General features: G+C 51.4%; 22 protein-coding genes. 9 read left to right on the forward strand and 13 right to left on the reverse strand.

From position 1 onward, the window contains the following. Positions 1–7: 7 nt before the first annotated feature. Positions 8–2,077, reverse strand: coding sequence for a glycine--tRNA ligase subunit beta (gene glyS, locus ACMHXH_RS03085; RefSeq protein WP_039035682.1), 2,070 nt, complete (start codon positions 2,075–2,077; stop codon positions 8–10). A gap of 10 nt (positions 2,078–2,087) precedes the next feature. Beyond that, positions 2,088–2,993: a glycine--tRNA ligase subunit alpha gene (gene glyQ, locus ACMHXH_RS03090; protein ID WP_028780936.1), complete on the reverse strand. Its 906-nt coding sequence runs from the start codon at positions 2,991–2,993 to the stop codon at positions 2,088–2,090. A gap of 109 nt (positions 2,994–3,102) precedes the next feature. Here glyQ and ACMHXH_RS03095 point away from each other — a divergent pair, with 109 nt between their 5' ends. Together ACMHXH_RS03095 and ACMHXH_RS03100 are read left to right on the forward strand one after the other, a co-directional pair. Then, on the forward strand, positions 3,103–3,666 hold the full coding sequence (locus tag ACMHXH_RS03095) for a DNA-3-methyladenine glycosylase I (protein WP_071476699.1): 564 nt from the start codon (positions 3,103–3,105) through the stop codon (positions 3,664–3,666). A gap of 103 nt (positions 3,667–3,769) precedes the next feature. Continuing rightward, positions 3,770–4,015, forward strand: a complete 246-nt coding sequence (locus ACMHXH_RS03100; RefSeq protein WP_160289586.1) for a hypothetical protein — start codon at positions 3,770–3,772, stop codon at positions 4,013–4,015. 53 nt (positions 4,016–4,068) lie between these two features. Here ACMHXH_RS03100 and ACMHXH_RS03105 read toward each other — a convergent pair whose 3' ends face one another. The 5 genes from ACMHXH_RS03105 to fadB all read right to left on the reverse strand — a co-directional run bounded on the left by ACMHXH_RS03105 (position 4,069) and on the right by fadB (position 11,758). Beyond that, a complete protein-coding gene (locus ACMHXH_RS03105) occupies positions 4,069–7,245 on the reverse strand; it encodes an amidohydrolase family protein (RefSeq protein ID WP_335912556.1) in 3,177 nt (1,058 codons plus the stop codon). 100 nt (positions 7,246–7,345) lie between these two features. Then, a complete protein-coding gene (locus ACMHXH_RS03110; RefSeq protein ID WP_335912558.1) occupies positions 7,346–7,816 on the reverse strand; it encodes an MOSC domain-containing protein in 471 nt (156 codons plus the stop codon). A gap of 27 nt (positions 7,817–7,843) precedes the next feature. After that, positions 7,844–8,089 (reverse strand): sulfurtransferase TusA, encoded by a 246-nt coding sequence (gene tusA / locus ACMHXH_RS03115; RefSeq protein WP_039035687.1) that lies wholly within the window; start codon positions 8,087–8,089, stop codon positions 7,844–7,846. Positions 8,090–8,422: 333 nt separating this feature from the next. After that, a complete protein-coding gene (fadA, locus tag ACMHXH_RS03120; RefSeq protein WP_039035688.1) occupies positions 8,423–9,586 on the reverse strand; it encodes an acetyl-CoA C-acyltransferase FadA in 1,164 nt (387 codons plus the stop codon). A 21-nt stretch (positions 9,587–9,607) separates the two neighbouring features. Then, the gene (gene fadB, locus ACMHXH_RS03125; protein ID WP_071476703.1) at positions 9,608–11,758 is read right to left on the reverse strand and encodes a fatty acid oxidation complex subunit alpha FadB; all 2,151 of its coding nucleotides are present in this window, start codon (positions 11,756–11,758) and stop codon (positions 9,608–9,610) included. A gap of 236 nt (positions 11,759–11,994) precedes the next feature. On the opposite strand from fadB, the gene pepQ reads away from it, so the two are divergent. The 4 genes from pepQ (at position 11,995) to hemG (ACMHXH_RS03145) (ending at position 15,974) form a co-directional block, all read left to right on the forward strand. Next, the gene (pepQ, locus tag ACMHXH_RS03130) at positions 11,995–13,317 is read left to right on the forward strand and encodes a Xaa-Pro dipeptidase (protein ID WP_071476704.1); all 1,323 of its coding nucleotides are present in this window, start codon (positions 11,995–11,997) and stop codon (positions 13,315–13,317) included. Beyond that, the gene (locus ACMHXH_RS03135) at positions 13,310–13,924 is read left to right on the forward strand and encodes a YigZ family protein (protein WP_039035691.1); all 615 of its coding nucleotides are present in this window, start codon (positions 13,310–13,312) and stop codon (positions 13,922–13,924) included. The genes pepQ and ACMHXH_RS03135 overlap by 8 nt, the downstream gene beginning before the upstream one ends. A 65-nt stretch (positions 13,925–13,989) precedes the next feature. After that, entirely contained in the window at positions 13,990–15,447 is a 1,458-nt protein-coding gene (locus ACMHXH_RS03140) for a TrkH family potassium uptake protein (RefSeq protein ID WP_039035692.1), read from the forward strand. After that, entirely contained in the window at positions 15,447–15,974 is a 528-nt protein-coding gene (hemG, locus tag ACMHXH_RS03145) for a menaquinone-dependent protoporphyrinogen IX dehydrogenase (RefSeq protein WP_039035693.1), read from the forward strand. The genes ACMHXH_RS03140 and hemG (ACMHXH_RS03145) overlap by 1 nt, the downstream gene beginning before the upstream one ends. A 139-nt stretch (positions 15,975–16,113) precedes the next feature. Here the strand turns inward: hemG (ACMHXH_RS03145) and ACMHXH_RS03150 are convergent, their stop codons facing one another. Further along, positions 16,114–16,419 (reverse strand): ArsR/SmtB family transcription factor, encoded by a 306-nt coding sequence (locus tag ACMHXH_RS03150; protein WP_039035694.1) that lies wholly within the window; start codon positions 16,417–16,419, stop codon positions 16,114–16,116. Between the two features lie 228 nt (positions 16,420–16,647). Between ACMHXH_RS03150 and hemG (ACMHXH_RS03155) the strand changes: the two genes are divergently transcribed. Both hemG (ACMHXH_RS03155) and speG read left to right on the forward strand, forming a co-directional pair. Beyond that, positions 16,648–17,187: a menaquinone-dependent protoporphyrinogen IX dehydrogenase gene (gene hemG / locus ACMHXH_RS03155; RefSeq protein WP_039035695.1), complete on the forward strand. Its 540-nt coding sequence runs from the start codon at positions 16,648–16,650 to the stop codon at positions 17,185–17,187. A 135-nt stretch (positions 17,188–17,322) separates the two neighbouring features. Further along, positions 17,323–17,856 carry a spermidine N1-acetyltransferase gene (gene speG, locus ACMHXH_RS03160; protein ID WP_039035696.1) on the forward strand — a complete coding sequence of 178 codons (534 nt, stop codon included), beginning with the start codon at positions 17,323–17,325 and terminating at the stop codon, positions 17,854–17,856. 8 nt (positions 17,857–17,864) lie between these two features. Here the strand turns inward: speG and ACMHXH_RS03165 are convergent, their stop codons facing one another. Genes ACMHXH_RS03165 through def form a run of 5 tightly spaced genes read right to left on the reverse strand, consistent with a single transcriptional unit; the run spans position 17,865 to position 23,522 of the window. Beyond that, positions 17,865–19,307, reverse strand: a complete 1,443-nt coding sequence (locus ACMHXH_RS03165; protein WP_039035697.1) for a TrkH family potassium uptake protein — start codon at positions 19,305–19,307, stop codon at positions 17,865–17,867. Positions 19,308–19,317: 10 nt separating this feature from the next. Continuing rightward, positions 19,318–20,727 carry a Trk system potassium transporter TrkA gene (gene trkA, locus ACMHXH_RS03170; protein WP_039035698.1) on the reverse strand — a complete coding sequence of 470 codons (1,410 nt, stop codon included), beginning with the start codon at positions 20,725–20,727 and terminating at the stop codon, positions 19,318–19,320. A 9-nt stretch (positions 20,728–20,736) separates the two neighbouring features. Then, positions 20,737–22,035 carry a 16S rRNA (cytosine(967)-C(5))-methyltransferase RsmB gene (rsmB, locus tag ACMHXH_RS03175; RefSeq protein WP_335912561.1) on the reverse strand — a complete coding sequence of 433 codons (1,299 nt, stop codon included), beginning with the start codon at positions 22,033–22,035 and terminating at the stop codon, positions 20,737–20,739. Further along, positions 22,032–22,985, reverse strand: a complete 954-nt coding sequence (gene fmt / locus ACMHXH_RS03180; protein WP_335908879.1) for a methionyl-tRNA formyltransferase — start codon at positions 22,983–22,985, stop codon at positions 22,032–22,034. Before fmt ends, rsmB begins: the two co-directional genes overlap by 4 nt. 27 nt (positions 22,986–23,012) lie before the next feature. Then, positions 23,013–23,522 (reverse strand): peptide deformylase, encoded by a 510-nt coding sequence (def, locus tag ACMHXH_RS03185; RefSeq protein ID WP_039035701.1) that lies wholly within the window; start codon positions 23,520–23,522, stop codon positions 23,013–23,015. 126 nt (positions 23,523–23,648) lie between these two features. On the opposite strand from def, the gene ACMHXH_RS03190 reads away from it, so the two are divergent. Next, positions 23,649–24,749 (forward strand): LysM domain-containing protein, encoded by a 1,101-nt coding sequence (locus ACMHXH_RS03190; RefSeq protein WP_335912562.1) that lies wholly within the window; start codon positions 23,649–23,651, stop codon positions 24,747–24,749. Positions 24,750–24,802 lie beyond the last annotated feature (53 nt).

A 24,802-nucleotide genomic window follows, 5' to 3' on the forward strand; every position in this document is an offset into this window, starting at 1 on the left:
ACAGCCATCACTGCAACAGTGATATGTCGGCCACCCGCAGGAACTGATTTCGCAGTTGATTCAGCAGTGCCAGACGATTGCGGCGCAGCGCCTCATCGTCGGCCATTACCATCACATCTTCAAAGAAGGTATCTACCGGCTCTTTCAGCGTCGACAGCAGGGTCAATCCCTGTTGATACTCCCCTTTGGCAAATAAGGGGTCAAGTTGTGGCTGAAGTGAGCTCAGAACTTGATTCAGGGCTTTCTCGGCATCTTCCTGCAGCAGAGTCATATCGACTTCGCTTGGCAATTCACCTTCAACCTTGGCAAGAATGTTGGAAACCCGCTTGTTGGCAGCGGCCAGAGAGGCTGCCTGCTCCAGGCTGCGGAAATGGCTGACGGCCTGGATACGGCTGTCAAAGTCGGCCGGACGAGTCGGCCGACGGGCCAGAACCGCCAGAATCACATCGGTACTGATGCCTTTATCTTGATACCAGGCGCGGAAACGGCCCATCAGGAATTCCAGCACCTCTTCGGCGCAGTTCTGATTGCTGAGGTTGCTGCCGTGGGCCTTGATGGCGTAGGCAATCAGCTCGACCAGATCCAGTGGCAGTTTGTTCTCAACAATGATCCTCAGTACACCTATGGCCGCGCGGCGCAGGGCAAAGGGGTCGGCAGCGCCTTTAGGAGCCTGGCCGATACCGAATATTCCGCTCAGGGTATCCAGCTTCTCTGCCAGTGCAACAGCGCAGGATACCGGCGCTGTTGGCACAGTATCACCGGAGAACTTGGGCTTGTACTGTTCTTCCAATGCCTGGGCAACCGCTTCGGTTTCGCCTTCGAGGCGCGCGTAATGCATGCCCATGGTGCCTTGAGTGTCGGTAAATTCCATGACCATATTGGTCATCAAATCGGCCTTGGACAACAGACCGGCACGCTTGGCATCGGCTTGGTTGGCATCGATTTTGGCCGCAATGGCTTCGGCCACACAGGAGATACGCTCCACTCTGTCTTTAAGGGTGCCCAATTGCTTCTGGAATACCACGGTTTCCAGGCTGGCAATGCGGGACTCGAGTGATTGCTTTTTATCTGTGTTAAAGAAGAATTCGGCATCGGCCAGGCGAGGGCGGACAACTTTCTCATTTCCGGCAATGATTTGCGCCGGATCTTTGGACTCAATATTGGTCACAAAGATGAAGTTGGGCATCAGTTTATTGTTGCCATCAAATACCGGGAAGTATTTCTGATCGCCTTTCATTGTGTAGACCAGGGCTTCAGCGGGCACCTGCAAAAACTTCTCTTCGAAAGCCGCTGTCAGTACCACAGGCCATTCAACCAAGGAGGCGACTTCTTCAAGCAGTTCATCGGCGATATCGGCACGGCCACCCAACTTGGCAGCGGCTTTTTCTGCGTCTGTCTTGATGATATCTATTCTGGCCTGATAGTCGGCAATCACCTTACCGCGCTCTTTCAAGCTGCTGAGATAGTTGTCGGCATGATCCAGCTCGAAGCTGGCTTCACCCATAAAGCGGTGACCTCGAATGGTACGCGCTGAATTGATACCCAGCAGCTCACCGGCTACCAGCTTGTCGCCCAGTAGTATAGTAACTGTGTGCACGGGGCGGATAAATTGAGTCTTGTTGCTGCCCCAGCGCATAGGCTTGGGGATCGGCAGCTTGTCCAGAGCGTGTTGAGCCATGGACGGGATCAGGCTTTCAGTGGTCACACCTTCAACCTTGGCTCGGTGCAGCAGCCATTCACCCTTGTCTGTCACCAGACGCTCGGCTTCGGCAACGCTGATACCATTGCCGCGGGCCCAGCCTTCGGCGGCCTTGGTTGGCTTGCCTTCGGCATCAAAGGCCGAGCTGACCGCTGGGCCTCTTTTCTCAACCACTTTATCCTGTTGTGCCAGAGCCAGTTGCTCTATGTAGAGCGCCAAGCGGCGCGGAGCGGCATACCAGTGTGCCTTGCTATAGCTGAGTTCGGCCTTGTCCAGTTCTTCGCAGAAGTTGTTTACAAAAGATTCTGCCAGAGTGCGTAGGGCTTTTGGTGGCAGCTCTTCTGTACCTATCTCTATGAGTAAGTTGTCAAAATTCATTAGTTCTACCTCACTTGCACATTGGGAAGCCCAGGGCTTCACGCGCCTGGTAATAAGCTTCGGCTACCGCCTTGGCCATGGTGCGCACCCGCAGGATATAGCGCTGACGCTCGGTCACAGAGATGGCGTGACGGGCATCGAGTAGGTTGAAGGCGTGTGAAGCCTTCATAACTTGCTCATAAGCGGGCAGAGGCAGAGGTTTTTCCAGTGAAAGCAGGTGCTGGCAGGTTTTCTCGCACTGATCGAACAGACCGAACAGGAAGTCGACATCGGCATGTTCAAAGTTGTAGGTTGACTGCTCCACTTCGTTTTGGTGGAACACGTCACCATAGGTGATCCTTCCCATTGGGCCGTCGGTCCACACCAGATCATAGACGCTGTCTACGCCTTGAATATACATGGCAAGACGCTCTAGACCATAGGTGATTTCGCCGGTTACCGGGCTACACTCTAGGCCACCAACCTGTTGGAAATAGGTGAACTGGCTGACTTCCATACCGTTGAGCCAAACTTCCCAGCCCAGGCCCCAGGCCCCCAGGGTAGGTGATTCCCAGTTGTCTTCAACGAAACGGATATCATGGATACTTGGGTCTACACCCAGGGCTTGCAGTGAGCCGAGGTATAGCTCCTGAATATTATCCGGTGAAGGTTTCAATACGACCTGAAACTGATAGTAGTGCTGAAGACGGTTGGGGTTTTCACCATAGCGGCCGTCGGTAGGGCGGCGCGATGGTTGGACATACGCGCTGCTCATCGGCTCAGGGCCCAATGAACGCAAAAAGGTTTGTGGATGGAAGGTGCCGGCACCGACCTCCATGTCCAGGGGTTGAACTATGGCGCAACCTTGCTGCGCCCAGTATTCTTGCAGGGTCAAGATAAAACCCTGGAATGTCTTCACGTCGTGTTTCGTCGTCATATCTACTGCTGTCAGCTATTAATAGAAAATGGTTTCGATTATACCTTGTCGATATAGGCTTATGTAGGTTATTTTTTATCGGATTTAGCGATTTAAGGGATTTTGAGTAATGGATATAGTTCGTTGTGGCTGGGTGACTGATGATCCTCTCTATCAGGAATATCACGACAAGGTGTGGGGAAGGCCGGTTTACGATGCCAAAGAACTGTTTGCCAAGCTCTGTCTCGATGGTCAGCAGGCGGGACTGTCTTGGCTGACCATACTCAAAAAGCAGGCTAACTATGAACGCGCCTTTGCCGGGTTTGATCCCCAAGTCATTGCCGGGTTCGATCAAGCCAAAATAGATGAATTGCTGCAAGACCCAGGGATAGTGCGCAACAGAGCCAAGGTGAATTCCATAGTTCGAAACGCCAAGGCATATCTGGCATTTGTGGAACAAGGTAATGATTTTTCAGAATTTCTTTGGGGTTTTGTCGGCGGGGTACCCAAAGTGAATCGCTTTGAAACCCTGACTCAGGTTCCGGCTCAAACACCCGAGTCGGAGGCGATGTCCAAGGCGCTGAAAAAACTGGGGTTTAACTTCTGTGGCCCGACGATTTGCTATGCCTTTATGCAGGCTGTTGGCATGGTCAACGATCATTTGTTGGATTGCTGTTGTTATCCCCATGATTAAGTTTTCCCGGCGTCGCCGTTTTTTGTTGGCGCTGTTCAGTTCGGGTCCAGGGCCCGGGCCCTTTGCGACGATAATCTATCTACCATTGTGCATGCTATTCTGGATGTTTATCGCATTTGTTTTTGGTCGATTATTGGCGCTTAGTGATGGCGTAAGTGTGTTTATTGGAGCGCTATTTACATTGCCAACTCTGGCGCTGGTGAACTTGTGGGCCGTTCGGGTGGGTGATACTTTACTGCGACTCAGCTTTGGCAAACAAGCCATCATGCCTACACTCATCCGTTTCCTGTTGCCGGCCTTTGTTAGCTATCTACTGTTAGCTTTGGTACTGCTACTACTTATAAAATAAAAGGATGTTCCACGTGGAACACCCTTCCGTATTCACGTCGGGTTTAATCTTTTTTAAATCTCTTCAAAGAAGAAGGGCTGGCGCTGCTTCTTATCACCATTGAGTTGATTCATGGTTTCGGCATCATAGAGTTTGCCATTGACCATGGTATGAGTGACTCTGTCTGTGACCCTAATGTCCTCTAGTGGGTTACCGTCGATAACAATAAGGTCGGCTAATTTGCCCGGCTTAATTGAACCAAGCTGATGGTCCATAGCGAAGGTCTTGGCGGGATAAAGCGTTGCCGTCTTCAGCACTTCTATATTGCTCATACCGCCCTGGGCAAACATCCACATCTCCCAATGAGCAGCCAAGCCTTCACGCTGACCATGGGCACCAATGTTGGGATGGATCCCCAATTGATTCACCTCATTGGCGACTCTGGCCACATTGAAGTGGTTGTAATGTTCATCCGGTGCGGTAGGCCTTCTCATGGAGCGAGCCCGCAACAGATCGGCAGGAACATATTTTGACAATCGTGGATGAGCCCAGACATCTGTCTTATCGTACCAATAGTTTTCACCCGAAATGCCGCCATAGGCCACCACCAGAGTGGGGGTGTAACCTACTTGGGTTTGGCTCCAGAATTGCTTAATATCGTCGTAGATTGCTGCGGCCGGCAGGGAATGTTCCACTGTGGTGTGGCCATCGGCAATCATGGTGAGATTATGCTGCAGCAGGCTTCCTCCCTCAGGAACCACCATCATCTCCAATTCTCTGGCCGCGGCTATGACTTGTTGACGCTGATTGCGCCTGGGTTGGTTATAGCTCTTGACGCTGAAAGCGCCGACTTTTTTAAGTCGTTCGAGGTGGAATTTGGCATCATCCAATGAGTCTATGTGACTGGTGTAGCCTGGTAAGTTGGCTCCATAGAGTATGGTGCCGGTAGAGAATATCCGCGGGCCAACAATCTTTCCGGCTTTTTGTTGCTCGCTGGCAGCAAAAATTTCGGTAGTGTCATTGGAGGGATCATGGATGCTGGTAACCCCCAAGGCCAAGCCGGCATATAACTGCCAGTTCTGCTGGGGGATGATTTCGCTTTCACCTTGAGCGCCATGGGCATGGGCATCAAACAGACCCGGCATCAGTGTCTTACCTGAGATATCCACTAGCATAGCATCATCCGGAATAGCCATGCCGGCTTCACCCACGGCTTGGATATGGTTATCTTTCACCAACACCACACCTTTATCTATGACCCTATCATCCTCCATTGTGATGATCTTTCCGCCGACGAAAGCGATTGTTCCACGTGGAACATCCATCTCTGTCTGAAAACCAATCTCAGTAACTTGGACCTTGTCCTTGGCATTCTTCTCTCGATAGTCGTTATCCAGGTTCACTTGATAGAGTTCTGGGCCAAGGGTCCAATAGAGCTGATCGCTGTTGGCGCCCCAACTGATACTCTCACCGGCACGGGTACTGAGCTGTGTTACCGGCAAATTAGTCGCCTTAGGCCCGATATCAACGGTTTCACCATGCTTGGCGAAGGGGGTGACCCAAACCCGGAAACGTTCGGCAAATGCGAGTTGCTTACCATCGGGAGATACCCTGAATTCTGTGGCGTGTTTGCTGGTGTAGTGTACCCGCTTATCGAAACCACTAAGCGCTATTGAGGCTAGTTGCGGCGTTTCACCACTCTCGATAAAGTAGACTCTGTCATTGTCGGCACCAAACTGTGGTTGGAAGCCCTGAGCTGAGAGTTTCTTTAGTCCTTTACCATTGCTGTCAACCAGGTAGAGCCCGGGATCCTGACTCCAGGTTTTTGGAGTAATATAGCCACCGGCAATTTTACGAAACACAACTTGCTTGCCATCGGGAGAGAAGGTGGGCTCAATATATTTCCCCGGCTCTTGGGTCAGTGTTGTGGTTTTTCCTCCTCGGGCACTGATGGTTCTAACGCTGCCTTGTTGCTGATCATTCCATGTGGTAAACACCACTCGCTTACCGTCACGGGACCATTGAGGGAATAACTCATCCACCCGGTCATCCAAACGGGTCAGGCGCTTCGGTTTGCCGTCCGGCAGCTGCTTTATCCAGATTTTTCCCAGAGCTTCATAGATGACTTTGGTTCCATCTGGCGATACCTGAGCCATGCGCAGCATTTTGACATCCAGTTGCTGCTGATCTATGTCCTGCTTAAAGCGCACCGCCGGTTGCACAGCAAGCTCTGTGGTGACATTGAATGGGATCTCTGCCGTTTGTTTGGATGCCAATTCGAGTCTGTGGATTTTGCCTTTTGCCCAGAAATAGATCTCTGCACTATCTGGACTCCAGGCCATAGTGGGATAAACACCATGTATCGCCCAGGTTTCCTGCATGTCTCTGTCAAGGTCGCCATAGAGCTTTTGCTCTTTACCGGAAGCCAGATCCAACAGGTATAAGGTTGACTGAAAACCGTCGCGTTTGATGTAGGCCAACTGTTTGCCATCCGGGCTCGGAGTAGGTCTGATGGCGCCACCAGTGCCCTCGACAAGCACTTCGATATCCCCGGTTTGAGTATCGTAGCGTTTTATCTTGTATATGCCTTTGACCGAGTCTTTGGAGTAGTGAAAGGTCTTGCCTGGGGTGGCATCTTGGCTGAAGTAGATATATCGGCCGTCCGGGGAATAGGCGGGTTCACCCAAGTCTTTCTGATCATTTGGCCGCTCGGTGAGTTTAACTCCTTCGCCACCGGCAATATGATAAAGCCAGACTTCCCCGGCTCCTAGACTGCGACTGGCTGTGAAGTGCTTTCGCGCCACCAGATATTGGGAATCAGGGCTCCAGGCCGGGCTGTTGAGCAGGCGGAATGTTTCATTGGTTACCGGACGCGGATTACTGCCGTCAGCATTCATTACCCAGATGTTGTCGCCGCCATCTTGATCCGATGTAAAGGCAATGTATTTGCCATCTGGGCTGTAGACGGGCTGCATCTGCCAGGCTATGCCTTGTGCTAAAGGTTCGGCTTCGCCGCCCTGTGCGGGAATTCTGTAGATGTCACCCAGCAGATCAAACACCAGGTATTTGCCATCCGGGCTCAGGCTTAGGTTCATCCAGGTACCTTCAGAGACCTGAATTTTGGCTTGTTCTAGGGGAGCATTCTGTGGGGCATTGACGTCCCACTTGGTTGCGTGATCGTCACTGAATGCCGAAGCTGAAAAGAGCAATGAAACAGCTGTGTACAGAGGGGTTAGTTTAGGTCTCAACATGACAGCGGCCTTATTTTAGTTATCGGTTACCGACTGTCTGTTATCTCACAAATTTGTTAACAGTAAAACCTCAATACTGTATCAATTAGTTTTCCATTTTTTATAAGTCTAAGTTGCGATTTGGCCAGCTATCGAGTAACTGAACCGGGTCCAGAGGCTTGATTTTTCCCGGATTTATCACTTTGGCAGTACAGCCACCACGCCAACCAGGCGTTAATGCTGCTTCCAACCCTGGGTATGCTCGCTCCATTTTGCCGCAGGGGTCAGTTTCTCCGGTAAGTTCAAGCACCAGTTGTTCACCAATCCTCAGGTATTTACCCACCAACTCAGGTGCAAACTCCAGACCATCCAGCAGCAAGTTGGCTCTGCGGCACGTCCAGGGTAGCTCTGTCTGTAATTGAGTACAGGCTTGTTGCCACTGTTGTTGAGATAACAGCGTTACCTGACGCTTTCCTGGTTTACCAAAAACATCGCCCTCTACACCTTGAGCCAAACTGACTTCGGCCTGGGGCAACAAATCCATCCGCGCGTTTCTTTGCTTTTTATGGGCGATAGCGAGCAGGGTAATCATAGGTTCCTTCCTGGTGAGAGGGTTAGGTTAGAGACCTTTTTTAATTAAATATTGATAAGGCAAGTCATCCGTTTGACTGGCTACCAAGGTGTGGTCCATAAACTGGCAAAAGCTGGGAATATCTCTTGTGGTAGCTGGATCATCGGCGATAATGAGCAGAGTTTCGCCCTCGGCCATATGACGGACTTTTTTACGAACCATCATGACAGGTTCCGGACACCTCAAACCTAAAGCATCCAGTTGATGTTGGGCACTGGCAAAGACCTGACTCATATAACCTCTTACAACGAGAACAACAGAAGTGGCTAATATTACTCCAAGGCAGCGGTCAAACCAAGTTGATAGCTATTTTTTGTGCTCTATCGCATTGTTCCACGTGGAACATGGCTCTACTTGTTATTCAGTACTTGGTTCTAGCTTCACATTTAATCAAAGCGCTTTATTGTCAGCGAGCTGACCTTGTCTTTGTGGACATCAGGTTAATTAAAGGATTATCTCTGTGATGGGGACAAACAGCTTTACATAAAAAAACCGCTTAAGGAATAAGCGGTTTTTCATTAAGAAGGGCAGCTTCTCTATGATGCTCTCTGTGTTGGTGATATTTACTCAGACACGCTCAAATACAGTGGCAATACCTTGGCCGAGACCAATACACATGGTTGCCAGACCCAAAGTCGCGTCTTTACTCTCCATCAGATTGATCAATGTGGTGGAGATACGGGCACCCGAGCAACCCAGAGGGTGACCCAAAGCGATGGCACCACCGTTGAGGTTAACCTTCTCATCGACCAGCTCCATAAGACCTAGATCTTTCACGCAAGGCAGAGACTGCGCGGCAAAGGCTTCATTCAGCTCAACCAGATCGATATCCGCTATGCTAAGACCTGCGCGAGTCAGTGCTTTTTGTGTAGCTGGAACCGGGCCATAGCCCATGATTGATGGGTCACAGCCGGCAACTGCCATCGACTTGATGCGAGCTCGGATAGGCAGTCCCAGCGCCTTGGCTTTTTCTTCTTCCATCACTAGCATGGCCGATGCGCCATCGGACAGGGCCGAAGAGGTACCAGCGGTAACAGTGCCGTTGGCCGGGTCAAACACGGGGCGCAGGCCTGCCAGTGATTCCATACTGGTTTCAGGGCGGATCACTTCGTCATAATCGATTTTGATCAAGGCACCACTGGCATCATGGCCTTCGATAGCCTGGATCTCTCTGGCAAAACGGCCTTCAACTGTGGCTGCATGCGCACGTTTGTGCGAGCGCACGGCAAACTCATCCTGCATTTCACGGCTAATACCGTGCATGCGACCGAGCATTTCCGCCGTCAGTCCCATCATGCCGGCAGCCTTGGCAACCCGGGTTGCCAAGCCAGGGTGGAAGTCGACCCCATGACTCATGGGAACATGACCCATATGTTCAACACCACCAATGATGAAGGTGTCTCCCATGCCTGTCATAATGGCCCTGGCTGCCTGGTGAATGGCTTCCATGGAGGAGCCACATAGACGGTTTACAGTAACCGCACCAACTTGCTTGGGGATACCCGCGAGCAGAGAGGCATTACGGGCGATATTAAAACCTTGCTCCAGAGTCTGCTGCACACAGCCCCAGATAACGTCTTCTATGGTGCCGGGATCCAACTGGGGATTACGTACCAGCAGGGCTTTCATCAACTCGGCAGAGAGTGTCTCTGCACGAACATTTCTAAATACACCAGCCTTGGAACGGCCCATGGGTGTACGAATGCAATCTACGATAACTGCTTGTTTCATGGTTAAAATCCTTTCCGCAAATTAGGCCTGATAGTAAGAACCGTTGTTGGCTGCCAGTTCACGCATGCCATCGGTCACTTGGTAGAGTCCCCCCAGGTGGGCGTATTTGTCAGCCAGGGCGACAAAGTTGGCAACGCCCATGGTATCCAGATAGCGGAACACACCGCCTCTGAATGGTGGGAAGCCAAGACCATATACCAGACCCATGTCGGCTTCAGCCGGGGTGGCTACTATGCCTTCTTCCAGGCAGCGTACGGTTTCAATAATCATGGGGATCATGGTGCGGGCGATGATTTCATCGCTGCTGAACTCCTTGAGTTCACCGAATTCGGCCTGCAGTAATTCGTAGCTGACAGGATCCTTGTCTTTCTTCGGCTTACCACGCTTATCCACAGAATACTGATAGAAACCTTTACCGTTTTTCTGCCCCAGGCGCTCATGGTTAAACATGATATCTATGGCATCTTTGCCTGTTTTGCCCATACGGTCCGGGAAGCCTTCGGCCATGACAGCCTGGGCGTGATGGCCGGTATCCAAACCGACTACATCCAGCAGATAAGCCGGGCCCATAGGCCAACCAAACTGTTTCTCCATCACCTTGTCGACGGCGATAAAGTCTGCACCATCGGCCAGTAGGCCATTAAAGCCGGCGAAATAGGGGAAGAGTACCCGGTTAACAAAGAAGCCGGGGCAGTCGTTGACCACAATCGGCGTCTTGCCCATCTTGCTGGCATAGGCCACTACAGAGGAGATGGTTTCTTCCGAGCTGTGTTCGCCACGGATCACTTCCACCAGTGGCATCTTGTGCACAGGGTTGAAGAAATGCATGCCGCAGAAGCGGGAAGGGTCTTTCAGACTCTTGGCAAGCAGGTTAATAGAGATGGTTGAGGTGTTGGACGCTATGATGGCATCGGCAGCTAGCTGCTGCTCGACTTCGGCCAGCACAGTCGCCTTAACCTTGGGATGTTCTACTACCGCTTCGACCACTATGTTGGCGTCTTTGACGGCGCTGTAGTCGAGTGATGGGGTGATGTTGTTGAGTACTTTGGCCATCTTGGCCGGGGTGGAGCGACCACGCTCTACCTGTGCCGTCAGTAGCTTGGCCGCTTCGTTAAGGCCGAGATCCAGCGCCTTCTGCGCTATGTCTTTCATAACAATCGGCGTACCCTTGCTGGCGCTTTGGTAGGCGATACCGCCGCCCATAATGCCTGCGCCCAATACCGCGGCTTGTTCTATATTTTTGGCTTGTTTGGCGGCCTTCTTGGCTTTGCCTTTGACCAGTTGGTCATTGAGGAAGATGCCGATCAGCGCCTTGGCCACATCTGTTTTGGCCAGTTGAATAAAGGCTTGATGTTCTACCAATAAAGCCTCTTCACGCCCCAGACCGGCTGCCTTTTCCACTACGTTAACCGCCGCCATTGGCGCCGGATAATGCTTGCCGGCAACAGAGAACACCATACCCTTGGCTGTGGTGAACGACATCATGGCTTCCAGCTTGGGCAGTGTCAGTGGCGATTGTTTACGTTGACGGCGACTCTGCCAGTCGAGTTTGCCCGCCAGCGCGTCCTGTAGCATCTGTAGTGCTGCGGCCTGGAGTTGCTCTGGAGCCACGACGGCATCTACTGCGCCGACTTTGAGAGCGGCTTCCGGGCGTTGGTCTTTGCCTGTGGTGATCCACTCCAATGCATTATCTGCACCTATCACTCTTGGCAGGCGCACTGTGCCACCGAATCCAGGGATGATCCCCAGCTTGGTTTCCGGCAGGCCGATTCGGGCATTGATGTCGGCAATGCGGAAGTCTGTGGCCAATATGGTTTCGCAACCACCGCCCAAGGCAAAACCATTGATGGCAGAAGCGGTTGGGAAAGGCATGTCTTCCAGCTTGTTGAATACCGCATTGGCTTGCTGCAACCATGACAAGAGTACTTCATCTTCCTGAGCGAACAACCCAAGGAACTCAGTAATGTCGGCGCCGACAATAAAGGCAGCTTTGGCCGATGTCAGCAGCAGTGCCTTAACGCTGGATTCTGCTTTGATGGCGTCCAGCGCCTCATCCAGAGAGGTCAGGGTGGCGCGGTCGAATTTGTTTACCGATCCTTCGGCATTGAAGCAAAGGCGGGCGATATTATTCTCGAGTAACTCAACTTGAATCATCGAATTTTGGTAGATCATTGCTTGCATCCTTATTGCTTAGGAGTAGGGCAGCTCAGGCCATCATTTGACCAGTTGTTGCTCAGTGTGCTTCGAAAAAAGGAAAAATACAACACCCAATTTAAACGATCGTTTAATTGCTTGTCGGTTAGCTGCAAATTTCAGCTTTGTGATACACTGCACATTGGCTTTTGTTGTAACTGTGAACAGCGTCCAATGGCAAGGGGAACCTTGATTTCAGATAACAGGAACGGCTTATTATGCAACTGGCTCAGCATTATCAATCACATATAAACACTCTTAATCAAAGGGTTGCCGAGATTTGTGCTCGTGAGGGACTGTCTGGTTTGGCAATTCATTCGGGTCAACCCCACAGGCAGTTTCTGGACGATATCGATTACCCCTTCAAGGTGAACCCCCATTTCAAGGCCTGGGTGCCTTTACTGGAAACGCCTCATTGTTGGCTGCTGGTCAATGGTCGCGACAAGCCTGTGCTGATCTTTTACCGTCCCGAAGACTTCTGGCACAAGGTGATAGATCTGCCGCAAAGCTTCTGGTGTGACAGCTTTGATATCCGTATTTTGACCAAGGCCGATAAGGTGGCAGAGCTCCTGCCTGTGGCCGAAGGTCACTGGGCCTATATAGGTGAACACCTGGAAGTGGCTTCTGTGCTTGGGTTTAATAACTGTAACCCTGAAGCTGTAATGAGCTACCTGCACTTTTATCGTGCCTGTAAGACAGATTACGAGTTGGAATGTATGCGTCAGGCCAATCGTATTGCGGTCAAGGGCCATCGCGCGGCCAAGAACGCCTTCTACAGTGGTGCCAGTGAGTTTGAAATCCAGCAGCAATACTTGAGTGCCATAGCACAAGGGGAGAATCAGATTCCCTATGGCAATATTATAGCCCTCAACCAAAACGCCGCTATTTTGCATTACACTGCGTTGGAGCATGAAAGCCCACAGCAGAGGTTGTCTTTTCTGATCGATGCCGGAGCCTCTTTCCACGGCTATGCTGCCGATATCAGCCGTACCTATGCTTTTGAAAAAAATCGATTCCACGATCTTATCCAGGCGATGAATCAACTGCAGCTTCAACTGATTGAACACTTGCGACCCGGCAAACGTTATACTGAGCTGCATCTGCTGGCTCATCAACAGCTGGCGACTCTGTTACTTGAAGTCGGCCTGGCCAGAGGCTCGAAAGAGATGCTGCTGGAGCAGGGTATTACCCGGGCTTTTTTCCCTCACGGGCTGGGGCATATGTTGGGATTGCAGGTGCATGATGTCGGTGGTTTCTTCAATGACGAACGCGGCACCCATGTGGCCCCTCCTGAGGAGCATCCGTTTCTGCGCTGCACCAGGACTATGGCGCCCGGGCATGTAGTAACCATAGAACCAGGACTTTACTTCATCGATAGCCTGTTGGCGCCACTCAGGCAAGATGGCCGCAAGGCGTTGGTGGATTGGGATCTGGTAGCCAGTTTACGCCCGTTTGGTGGGATCCGTATTGAAGACAATGTCATAATCCACGCCCATAGTAACGAAAATATGACTCGAGAGTCAGGTCTCATTGATTGAAAGTTATCCCATTGCGGCAGAAGAGCTGGAATATGAAGAGGAGATAAAGCATAGCCGCTTTATCTCTTTGGTATTTCCCTGCCATTCGCCAGAAGAGTTTAAACAGCAACTACAACAGATAAAGCAGCGTTATCCCGGTGCCAGTCATTATTGCCAGGCATTTATTTGTGGTGCACCCAAGGGGCTGTCGGCCATGGGGTCGAGTGATGACGGCGAGCCGGGTGGTAGTGCCGGTCGCCCTATGTTGGCGGTCTTGCAGGGTGCTGGCATAGGTGAGATTGGCGCCGTTGTCGTGCGTTACTATGGCGGCACCAAGTTGGGTGTGGGTGGGCTGGTTCGTGCCTACAGTAGCGGGCTCAAGCAGATGATGCCTCGGCTGGCGACCAAGACCAAAATGCTCAGGGAAAAAGGCAGTTTGGTTTGCCGTTACGACCAACTGCCCGATGTCGAACATCTGTTGCAGAGGCTCGATGTGTTGATAGAAGAGCGGGAGTTTACTGACAATATTCGCCTGACACTGGCCGTGCCCCTATCTGTTACCGAGAGTATCAATAAAGAGTTGGCTCCCATGAGCCAAGGACAACTAAAGATAGATTTTTCACAGTGAACACTCTGATAACTTGTGCGACAATGCTGAGTTTTTATTGGCTAATGGACTGATTGAAAAGCGGCATGCATTACCGAACGATTACCCGTATTACCGGGTTACTGATAGGGCTTTTCTCCATCACTATGCTGCCCCCGGCATTGGTGGCCCTTATCTATGAAGACGGCGGTGGTACAGCCTTTATCAAAGCCTTCTTTATCAGTCTATTTATCGGTTTCTGGCTCTGGTATCCCAATCGCCACCATAAGGCAGAACTCAAGACCCGAGAGGGTTTTTTGATCGTGGTGCTGTTCTGGACCGTACTTGGTGCCATAGGTACCTTGCCCTTTTTACTATCGAAACAGCCGGACTTGTCGTTAGCCGACAGTATTTTTGAGTCTTTTTCGGCGCTGACTACCACAGGAGCCACTGTGATAGTCGGCCTGGATAACCTGCCAAAGGCGATACTCTTTTATCGTCACCTCCTGCAATGGCTCGGTGGTATGGGGATCATTGTGTTGGCGGTAGCTATTCTGCCGGTGTTGGGGATAGGGGGGATGCAGCTTTACCGGGCTGAGATCCCCGGGCCCGTCAAAGACTCCAAGATGACCCCCAGGATTGCCGAAACCGCCAAGACGCTCTGGTATATCTATCTGATGTTGACCTTGGCCTGTGCCGGCGCCTATTGGCTCGCCGGTATGAGTGCCTTCGATGCCATCAGTCACTCATTTTCTACTATCGCTATTGGTGGGTTCTCCACCCATGATGCCAGCATGGGCTATTTTCAAAGCCCGACCATCAATTTGATTTGCGTGGTATTTTTACTGATTGCGGCAGTGAACTTCAGCCTGCACTTCGCAGCGTTTTCCCGCCGGGGGATCAACTTCAAGGTTTATTTTCGTGATGCTGAATTCAAGGCGCTTATCGCTATTCAGTTACTGCTGACTGCCATCTGTTTCGCCACCTTGTATCACTCGGGTATCTATGATTCACCGGAGCAAACTCTGGATCATGCGCTGTTTCAGGCGGTATCCATTTCCACCACAGCCGGTTTTGGCACCGAGAGCTTCCATGTTTGGCCGCTGTTTCTGCCTATTCTGTTGATGTTTTCCAGCTTTATCGGCGGCAGCGGTGGTTCTACAGCCGGCGGTATCAAGGTTATCCGCGTGGTGTTACTGCTGTTGCAGGGCTCGCGCGAGCTTAAGCGTCTAATTCATCCCAGGGCCATGTTCTCCATTCGTATCGGTTCCAAGGCGTTGCCGGATAGGGTAATAGATGCTGTTTGGGGGTTCTTCTCCGCCTATGCGCTGGTATTTGTCATCTGTATGCTGATCCTGATGGCCATGGGAATGGATGCGATAACGGCCTTCAGCGCCACCGCAGCTTGCCTTAACAACCTGGGGCCTGGCCTAGGTGAAGTTGCCAGCAATTACGCCAGCATAGGTGATGGCGCCAAGTATGTGCTTGTGGTTGCCATGTTGTTTGGGCGCTTGGAAATTTTTACCTTATTGGTGTTGTTTACCCCGACTTTCTGGAAGAACTGATGAGCAAAACTCTGATTATTTATTCGACCGTTGATGGCCAGACCAAGGCGATATGCCAGATGATGGCCGATGAATTGAGCAAAGTGGGTGAGACAGTTTCTATGGTATCGTTGGCTGAGGCGGAAGCTGAGCCTTTGCAGACTTTCGATAAAATCCTTGTGGGTGCCAGCATACGTTATGGTAAGCATAGGCCGGAGTTGTACCGTTTCGTCAACCACCACCATGCGCTGCTGAATGCCAAGAAGAATGCCTTCTTTACCGTCAATGTAGTCGCTCGTAAGCCGGAAAAGAATACCCCGGAAACCAACCCTTATATGCAGAAGTTTTTGCAGTTATCCCTGTGGCAGCCACAGTTGCAAGGCGTGTTTGCCGGCAAGATAGCCTATCCTAACTACGGCTTATTTGACCGTAGCATGATTCGGCTGATCATGTGGATAACCAAGGGGCCAACTGATATCAGCGGTACTTATGAATTTACCGATTGGCAGCGGGTGAAAGCGTTTGCTGCCGAGTTTGCCGAGCTTTAAGACCTAAGGGCGTGGCTTACAGGCCTGCCTGCTGTGTTGTGCTTCTTGCAAAGGACTAGGGCCATTTGCTGCGAACCATGCCTTGCATCCAGGCCCGTAAGCCGACGCAGAGCACACATGGGACTTGTTCGCACCTTCCCTAAGCGCAGTACTTACGGTGCAGAATAGAAATGACCTCGGTGACCTGTTGATTCTTGAGCGAGTAGTAAACAACCTGCGAACTCTTGCGGGTTGCCACCAGATCTTCGGCGCGCAGTACTGCCAGATGTTGTGACAGCGCAGATTGGCTCAGCGGAACCGTTTCATTCAATTGAGTAACGCTCAGCTCCTGATCCAACAGTAGGCAGAGGATCATCAGGCGATAAGGGTTGGCGATGGCCTTGAGCCATTTGGCAGCATTTTCCGCATTGGAAAGCATGGCTGCGATATCAATATCTTTTTGCATCAGCTTGGAACCTCTTCGCCTTTTGATTAGGTTATTCTAATTGAATAGGGGGATGAGTACAATCATCAGTCTTTTATCTGGATCGCAATTCTAGCCTGAAAACTACCGATTCAGCGCGATTTGCGGCAATATTCTTAAGAGTTGAAGCCGATTATGTGATCTCTCAACTTGTTCTATCTGGGCGACAAGCCACACAATTTAAGTTACAGACACTCAATAGGCGAACTTATGAAATCCATTCTTGTGCTCTACTTCTCCCGTGGTGGCCACACTGCCAAGATCAGTCGCTGTATAGCTGAAAGACTACAGCAGTTGGGTCATGAGTGTGACAGCATGGATTTGGCTGCGGCCGAGGCGGAAAACATCGACTGGCAAAAATATGATGCCGTGGTACTCGGTGCTTGTGTGCTTTATGGCACCTACGACAAGAGTGTGTTCGCTTTTTGCAGCAAACACCAACAGGTGTTGACAGAAAAAGGGCTCAGCTTTTTCTCTGTTAATGTGGTGGCCCGCAAACCGGAGAAACGAATACCGGAAAACAACAAGTATCTGCAGAAGTTTATTGCTCTGTCGGATTGGAAACCCAAGGATGTGAAGATTATCGCCGGTAAGGTGGACTACCCCTCTTGGGGCTGGCTGGATAGCTTTATGATCCGGTTGATCATGAAGATGACCGGCGGCCCAACCGATCCCAAGACGGTTATCGACTACACGGACTGGGAAGATGTAAAGCGCTATGCCGAGTATTTGAGTGATTTGGCATCCTGATAGAGCCGATGTTTTCCAAGCGCAGTCATGGTACTGCGCTTTTTTGTATGTGTTGAAAAGACTGCAAGGCAAGCTTTGTTTGCCTGTTGCCCACTTAATATGGGCGGCTTTATTGTATGACTTTTAGGAGGTGTCATGAATGACGGTGAGATTCGCCTGCGGGCGCTGGAAAGAACAGACCTGAGATTTATTCATCAGTTAAATAACAATCGCATTATTATGGCTTATTGGTTTGAAGAGCCCTATGAGTCGTTTGATGAGCTTGAAGAGCTCTACAACAAGCATATCCATGACAAGACGGAGCGACGCTTTATCGCAGAAAATGCTCAGCAGCAGACTATAGGCCTGGTTGAGTTGGTGGAGATCAATGACATTCATCGTAACGCCGAGTTTCAGATCATTATAGCGCCGGAGTTTCAGGGGCGAGGTTATGCCAGACCTATGGTCAACAAGGCGCTCAATTACGCCTTTACCATACTTAACCTATACAAGGTTTATCTGCATGTGGCACTGGAGAATGACAAGGCGTTGCAGCTCTATCAAAAGTGCGGTTTTAAAGAGGAAGGCCATTTGGTACAGGAGATCTTTATCAACGGCCAATACTCGGATGTCAAACGTATGTATGTCTTACAAGCCGATTATCTACAGTTGAATAATATTCACCTATAGAGGGGTTGTCAGTACTTCCAGAAACTGGGGTGGAACAATACGGCAACGGTAAGGATCTCCAAGCGGCCCAGTAACATGCCTATCGACAGCGCCCATTTGGCCAAGTCCGGCAAGCTGGAAAAGTTGCCTGCAGGGCCAATAACCGGGCCGAGTCCTGGGCCGACATTGGTCACTGCCGTGACTGCGCCGGAAAGGCTGGTGATAGGATCCAGACCACAAAGCACCAACACCAGTGTCAGCATCACGATAACCAGCATAAACAGCAGCGCAAAGGTCACCAGGGAGCGCACAATTTCTTCGTTGATAGGTCGGTTGTTGTAGCGCTCGCGGAAAATACCGTTGGGATGAAACTGCTGCTTCAATTGTTCACGCATGATGGCGCCGGCTATCTGGAAGCGGAATATCTTGATACCGCCGGAGGTTGAACCTGAGCAGCTGCCGACAAACATCAGGAATAGAAAGGCGATATTTGCCAGTGCCCCCCAACTGCCGTAGTCAGTCAGACCATAGCCTGTGGTTGTGACCACGGAAACCACGTTAAAACTCGAGAGCCGCAGGGCATCAATAAAAGCTATTTCCCGCGAGCTGTAGAGCCAATAGGCCAGAGAGAAAGACACCAGCAGCAGAAAAAGAATAAAGCCTTTTACTTGGGCATCATTCCACACCTTGATACTACGTTGCTGCAGGCTTTGGACAAACATCAGCAGCGGCAGGCCGCCGGCAGCCATGAATACCACCCCGACCCAGTGCGCTGCTTCGGGAAAGGCTGCCATGGAACTGTCCGAAGTCGAGTAGCCTCCAGTGGAGAGTGTGGTCATGGCATGATTCAGCGCCTGAAACCAGTTCATCCCTGCCAGGTGATAAGCCAAACCGCAGCATACTGTCAGTCCCAGATAAACCAGAAACAGGTATTTGGCCAAGCTCTGGGTGCGAGGGATGGCCTTCTCGGACCAATCTGAGGATTCAGTTCTAAATAGCCGCATTCCCCCCACGTTGAGAAACGGCAGAATGGCCACCGCCATCACGATAAAGCCTATGCCACCGAGCCACTGCAACAGCGAACGCCAGACGAGAATGCTGTGATCCATGCTATCCAGGCCGGATAATACTGTGGATCCTGTCGTGGTGATCCCCGACATGGTTTCAAAGAAGGCATCGGTATAGCCAATACCGTGATACAGGGTAAAAGGCATGGCGGCGAATAGGCTGACGATAAACCAGGTGAGACTGGTCAGCAGGAACATGTCGCGGATATTCAGATTGAGTTTTTGTCCCTGGCCCCTATGCATACAAAGGCTGGAGATTGTGCCTGTGACCAGTGCCGATGCCATGAAGGCTGCCACTGTTTCTTCACCGTAAAACAGAGCGAAGAAGAGTGGAATAAACATAAAGGCCGTCAGCATGGATAAAAACAGGCCTAGGATGAATAGCAGTGGGCGAAAATTCAGCATGGCCAGAGCCTTAGAAGAAAAACGCGCTCGGCTGGAATAGTTTTTCCACTTCACCGATAAACTTCTTGTTCACCAGAAAGAGAATGACATGGTCTCCCTGTTCGATAACTGTTTTATCGTGGGCCATTAAGACTTCATCATCGCGGACTATGGCACCTATGGTAGTGCCAGGCGGCAGTTTGATTTCGCCTATCTGTTTACCTACGACTTTACTGGTGCTGGAGTCACCGTGGGCTATGGCTTCAATCGCTTCGGCGGCACCGCGACGCAGTGAGTATACGTTACAGATATCCCCTTGACGGATATGGGTCAGCAAGGCCGAGATAGTGGCTTGCTGCGGCGAAATGGCGATATCGATATTGGCTTCCTGAACGATATCGACATAAGCTTCACGCTGAATAAGCACCATCACTTTCTTGGCGCCCATGCGCTTGGCCAATAGCGCTGACATGATATTGGCCTCGTCGTCGTTGGTGACGGCGATAAACACATCGGTTTGATCTATATGCTCTTCCATCAAGAGTTCCTGATCGGAAGCATCGCCGCAGAATACCGTGGTATTTTCCAGCTTTTCTGACAGTGCTTCGGCTCTGTCCTGACGGTGTTCTATCAGCTTGACCGAGTGATTACGCTGCAGTTTCTTGGCCAGTCCCAAACCTATGTTACCGCCACCGGCGATCATGATATTGCGGTAGCTGTTATCCAGCTTCTGCATCTCACTCATCACTGCCCGTACATGGCGACTGTCAGCGACAAAGAACACTTCATCATCGGCTTCTATGATGGTGGTTCCCCTGGGCATAATCGGCCGTCCCTGACGGAAAATAGCCGCCACCCGGGTATCAATATTCGGCATGTGTTCGCGCAGCGTTGCCAGCGCGTTGCCCACCAAGGGGCCACCATAATAGGCGCGAACAGCCACCAGGCTCAGTTTGCCTTCGGCGAACTCCAGAACCTGTAAAGCCCCAGGATAATCTACCAGGCGTTGTATGTAAGCGGTTACTAACTGCTCGGGAGCTATCAGCTCATCTATGATGAACCCCCCCCGGGTACGAGGCTCATTACTCTTGGTTTCACTGTCGATAAACAGTTTATCCTGCATCCCCAAATACTGCTCTGAGCGAATACGGGCTATCTTGGTTGGTGTGCCAAACAGGGTATATGCAATTTGACAGGCGGCCATGTTGCATTCGTCGCTGTTTGTTACAGCGATCAGCATATCGGCATCTTCGGCGCCGGCTTCTTTCAAGACGCCGGGATGGGCTCCGTGACCGACAACCACCCGCAAGTCATATTTGTCTTGCAGTGCCCTAAGGCGGTTTCTGTCACTGTCGACTATGGTGATATCGTTGTTTTCACCCACCAGGTTTTCCGCAAGGGTGCCACCGACCTGACCTGCGCCCAAGATGATTATTTTCATGGCCTCGTCTTATCCCTGAAGTTTCGACTTAACGATTCGCGCGTAATAAAACCCGTCCATATTGTCCTGTCCGGGCAAGATTTGCCAGCCTATCGCATCTGGCTGGTCTGCCTGAGTGATAGCTTCCAGCCGGGCATCCGGCGTACGCTCCAGGAAGGCGGCAACTTGATCGCGGTTTTCCTGTGGCAGGATAGAGCAGGTGGCGTATAACAGTACACCTCCTGGCTTTAACCACTGCCAGCAATGATCCAATATCTGTTGCTGCACCTTGGCCAACTCCTCAATATCCTGCGGCTTACGCAGCCACATGATATCCGGATGGCGCCGAATAACGCCGGTAGCCGAGCAGGGAGCATCCAGTAATATGCGATCAAACTTGCTACCCTGCCACCATGAAGCAATATTTGCGGCATCGCCGTGCACCAACTGGGCATTCAGTTGCAACCTTTGCAGGTTCTCGGCAACTCTCTGCAGCCGTTTGTTGTCGTTGTCGACCGCCACCAGTTCTATGTCCGGACACAGCTCCAGCAGATGGCAACTCTTGCCTCCCGGAGCGGCGCAGGCATCGAGAATGGTTTCGCCCGCTTGAGGTGCCAGCAGGGCGGCGGCCCATTGAGCAGCACCATCCTGCACAGACACTGAGCCTTCGCTAAAGCCGGGCAGAGTGGTGACATCGCAGGCTTGCTCGAGCAATATACTGTCTTCCCCCTGACCTGGAGTGGCGGCAATTTCGGCTTCAGCCAAGTGTTGCAGATATTGCTCACGGCTTTGGGATAAACGGTTGTTGCGCAGCCACAGTGGCGGCCGCTGGTGACTCTGCTGCACCACTTGTTGCCAGTTTTCCGGATAGGCGGCAGTGAGCGCCTTGAGGATCCAGTTGGGCGTATTGTGTTCCAGCACAGGGTTATCTGTGGCCAGTGGACTATTGTCTCGCTGGATATTGCGTAAAACGCCGTTGACTACCTTGACCAGGTTTTCAAACTTCAGCTGACGACAGGCTTCAGCAGTTTCCGAAATAGCTGCATGGGCCGGTATCCGGGTGAAATACAATTGGTAACAACCCACAAGAAGCAGCTGGTGGACGATACGCTGTTTCCCTTTGAACTGTTTACTGAGGCAGTCGCTGACTCTCTTGTCCAGTTGTGGCAGGGTGCGCATTACGCCATAGCAAAGTTCGGCCAAAAGCGCCTTGTCTTTGCCGCTGTGAAGCTGCTGTTGTTGTTCGGGCAGGGCAACCGAGAGGGATACGCCCCGTTCCAGTACCTGAAAGATGGCCTTGGCGGCAAGGGCTCTGAGATTCTGCCTCATGATGCTTGAGCCAAATTCTTGCCGGGCTGGAACCATTCGCCCCTGGCGTTGAGAATATCGGCAATATCCAGCGGTTTTTTCCCTGGCAGTTGCGCCTTTTTCAACACTAATAAGCCATCGGCAGTGGCAATGGCTAATCCTCGCTTGTCGGCGCGCACCACAGTGCCCGGCGCAAACTGCTCGTCTGATTCTTCCACTTCGGCCTGCCAGACTTTGATATTTTGTCCCTGGCATTCAAAGTAGCTCACCGGCCAAGGATTAAAGGCGCGGATCTCCTGCCACAGGTTGCGGGCAGCTTTATGCCAGTCGATGCGGGCTTCCTCTTTACTGAGTTTTTCGGCGTAGTTGGCCAGTGATTCATCCTGCGGCTCGGCGGTTAGCTTGCCTTCGGCCAGACCTTGCAGAGCTTGGATCAGTGCTTCCGGTCCCTGTTGGGCCAGTTTTTCATACAGGGTTGCTGAAGTGTCGTCATCGGCTATCGGCAGCGAGGTCTTGAGCAGCATATCGCCGGTATCCAAACCGACATCCATCTGCATTATGGTGACCCCGGTTTCTTTGTCCCCGGCCCACAATGCCCTTTGGATAGGCGCCGCACCGCGCCAGCGCGGCAGAATAGAGCCGTGAACATTGATGCATCCAAGGCGAGGAGCCTGCAACACTGCCAATGGCAGGATCAGGCCATAGGCGACCACCACCATGATATCGGCTCCCAGAGCGGCCAACTCCTGCTGGGCTTCTTCATTGCGCAGTGATTTGGGCTGATAGACGGGAATATCGTGTTCCAGCGCCAGCGCCTTGACCGGGCTGGGGGTAAGTTTGTGGCCTCGTCCGGCGGGTTTGTCCACTCGGGTATAGACGGCGATGACTTGATGCTCTGAGTTCAGCAGCGCCTGCAGGTGGCGCGCTGCAAAGTCCGGCGTACCGGCAAAAATGATCTTCAGTGGTTTCAAAATAGATCCTAATTATTCGGGATTGATTCAGGCTTTCGCTTCCTGACGTGCCGCTTTTTCCAGCTTTTGTCTGATCCGCTGACGTTTCAGTGGTGACAGATAATCAACGAAAAGCTTGCCCTTTAGATGATCCATCTCATGCTGAATACAGATGGCAAATAAACCGTCTGCTTCAATAGTAAATTCATTGCCATCTCGGTCGAGTGCCGTCACGGTAATAAATTCGGCTCTGTCCACCTTGGCATAAATGCCGGGTACAGACAGACAACCTTCTTCATTACAGAAGTCGCCGCTGGCACTGATAATTTGGGGGTTGATAAAGACTTTTGGACGTTCAACGTCATCCTGTAAGTCCATCACTATCAGTTGCTTATGAAAATCGACTTGAGTTGCGGCCAGACCAATACCCTTTTCTTCGTACATGGTCTCGAACATATTATCGATTTGCGTCTGCAGGGCAGAATCAAATTCTGTCACTGGCTGGGCAATCGTGCGTAATCTCTCGTCTGGGAATCGTAATACTTTTAACAGGGTCATAGATAAACTCTTAACAAGTCTGTCAAATCCGTGCCAGTTGGTTATACTGACTTGTGCTATTGCGTTAATTTTAATCCTTAGCGGCTATCAATAACAGCAAAAGCTCTCACTAATGAGCCAGACAACATGGAAGCCCCCATGAAACGGTTAATTTTACTCGCGTTACTGACATTTAATTGCACCTTCGCTGCTGCAGATACCCTGACATTAAAACCCGGTCACCCTGATACTTATGTGGTCAAGAAAGGCGATACCCTTTGGGATATATCGGCACTGTTTCTCAAAGACCCCTGGCGCTGGCCCAAACTTTGGGGCGCCAATCCCCAGATAGCCAATCCACACCTTATTTATCCCGGCGATCGATTGACGGTGGTGTTTATTGATGGTGAACCCAGATTGGTCAATAAACCTCATGTTCGCAAGAGTCCCGCCGGAAGAGCTCAGCCCAAAGGTGGCGCCATTCCCGCGGTGGATTTGGCTTTGATCCAGCCCTATCTGGTGCAGAACCGGGTGGTCGACCCAGAGTGGTTCAAGGAACAACCTATGGTGCTGGGGGGGGAAAGCGATTCCCGTCACCATGTGATGGACGACATTATTTATATCCAGGCCAATCTGCCGCAGGGCGATAAAGTTGGGATGTATCAGCCCGGGCGCGAATTTACCAATAAGGAAAGCGGCGAGTTGCTGGGTCAGGAAGTGATCCTCAGTGCCAGCGGCCGAGTGGTGGAATCGGGTGAAATTTCCAAGGTGAAGCTGCTTAACAATTTCCGCGAAACCAAAGCCGGTTTCAGAGTGTTGGCGATAGAGGATGACTCCTTATTGTCAGCCTACTTTATTCCCAAGGCCAGTGATTTAGAGGGCGCCAAGGTGTTGGCATCTGAACGTAAAATTCGCGCCATGGGTAAACTGGATGTGTTTTATCTGGACCGGGGCAACCGTGAAGGTGTTGAGCCCGGCGATGTGTTCTCTATCTATAAGGACGGTGCCGAGGTGGTGATCAACGGCGAGGGTATCCCGGTACCGCCGACCGAACGCTCCGCTTACGATAACTTGATGGCCAAGATGGGCTCAGACAATGCCGTTAAGCTGCCGGATCTTTATCGCGGTCAGGTCATGGTGTTTAAGGTATTCGACAAAACAGCTCTCGGGCTCATCATGGTGAATGAAAGCCCTGTCAGGGTAGATGATCTTTTGGTCAGGCCTGACACATTATTGAAAGGTGAATGACGCATAATAGTCTGGTTGATTGGCTGGTTGTCGCTGCGGTATCTGGACTGGGA

It is taken from the genome of Shewanella sp. BJSY2023SW001, assembly GCF_047314685.1.
Classification (GTDB): Bacteria; Pseudomonadota; Gammaproteobacteria; order Enterobacterales; family Shewanellaceae; genus Shewanella; species Shewanella indica.

Bases quoted from the DNA above. Each gene is read 5' to 3' on its own strand.
- glyS (WP_039035682.1), bottom strand. From the start codon at position 2,077: ATGAATTTTGACAACTTACTCATAGAGATAGGTACAGAAGAGCTGCCA.
- glyQ (WP_028780936.1), bottom strand. From the start codon at position 2,993: ATGACGACGAAACACGACGTGAAGACATTCCAGGGTTTTATCTTGACC.
- ACMHXH_RS03095 (WP_071476699.1), top strand. From the start codon at position 3,103: ATGGATATAGTTCGTTGTGGCTGGGTGACTGATGATCCTCTCTATCAG.
- ACMHXH_RS03100 (WP_160289586.1), top strand. From the start codon at position 3,770: ATGTTTATCGCATTTGTTTTTGGTCGATTATTGGCGCTTAGTGATGGC.
- ACMHXH_RS03105 (WP_335912556.1), bottom strand. From the start codon at position 7,245: ATGTTGAGACCTAAACTAACCCCTCTGTACACAGCTGTTTCATTGCTC.
- ACMHXH_RS03110 (WP_335912558.1), bottom strand. From the start codon at position 7,816: ATGATTACCCTGCTCGCTATCGCCCATAAAAAGCAAAGAAACGCGCGG.
- tusA (WP_039035687.1), bottom strand. From the start codon at position 8,089: ATGAGTCAGGTCTTTGCCAGTGCCCAACATCAACTGGATGCTTTAGGT.
- fadA (WP_039035688.1), bottom strand. From the start codon at position 9,586: ATGAAACAAGCAGTTATCGTAGATTGCATTCGTACACCCATGGGCCGT.
- fadB (WP_071476703.1), bottom strand. From the start codon at position 11,758: ATGATCTACCAAAATTCGATGATTCAAGTTGAGTTACTCGAGAATAAT.
- ACMHXH_RS03140 (WP_039035692.1), top strand. From the start codon at position 13,990: ATGCATTACCGAACGATTACCCGTATTACCGGGTTACTGATAGGGCTT.
- hemG (WP_039035693.1), top strand. From the start codon at position 15,447: ATGAGCAAAACTCTGATTATTTATTCGACCGTTGATGGCCAGACCAAG.
- ACMHXH_RS03150 (WP_039035694.1), bottom strand. From the start codon at position 16,419: ATGCAAAAAGATATTGATATCGCAGCCATGCTTTCCAATGCGGAAAAT.
- hemG (WP_039035695.1), top strand. From the start codon at position 16,648: ATGAAATCCATTCTTGTGCTCTACTTCTCCCGTGGTGGCCACACTGCC.
- speG (WP_039035696.1), top strand. From the start codon at position 17,323: ATGAATGACGGTGAGATTCGCCTGCGGGCGCTGGAAAGAACAGACCTG.
- ACMHXH_RS03165 (WP_039035697.1), bottom strand. From the start codon at position 19,307: ATGCTGAATTTTCGCCCACTGCTATTCATCCTAGGCCTGTTTTTATCC.
- trkA (WP_039035698.1), bottom strand. From the start codon at position 20,727: ATGAAAATAATCATCTTGGGCGCAGGTCAGGTCGGTGGCACCCTTGCG.
- rsmB (WP_335912561.1), bottom strand. From the start codon at position 22,035: ATGAGGCAGAATCTCAGAGCCCTTGCCGCCAAGGCCATCTTTCAGGTA.
- def (WP_039035701.1), bottom strand. From the start codon at position 23,522: ATGACCCTGTTAAAAGTATTACGATTCCCAGACGAGAGATTACGCACG.
- ACMHXH_RS03190 (WP_335912562.1), top strand. From the start codon at position 23,649: ATGGAAGCCCCCATGAAACGGTTAATTTTACTCGCGTTACTGACATTT.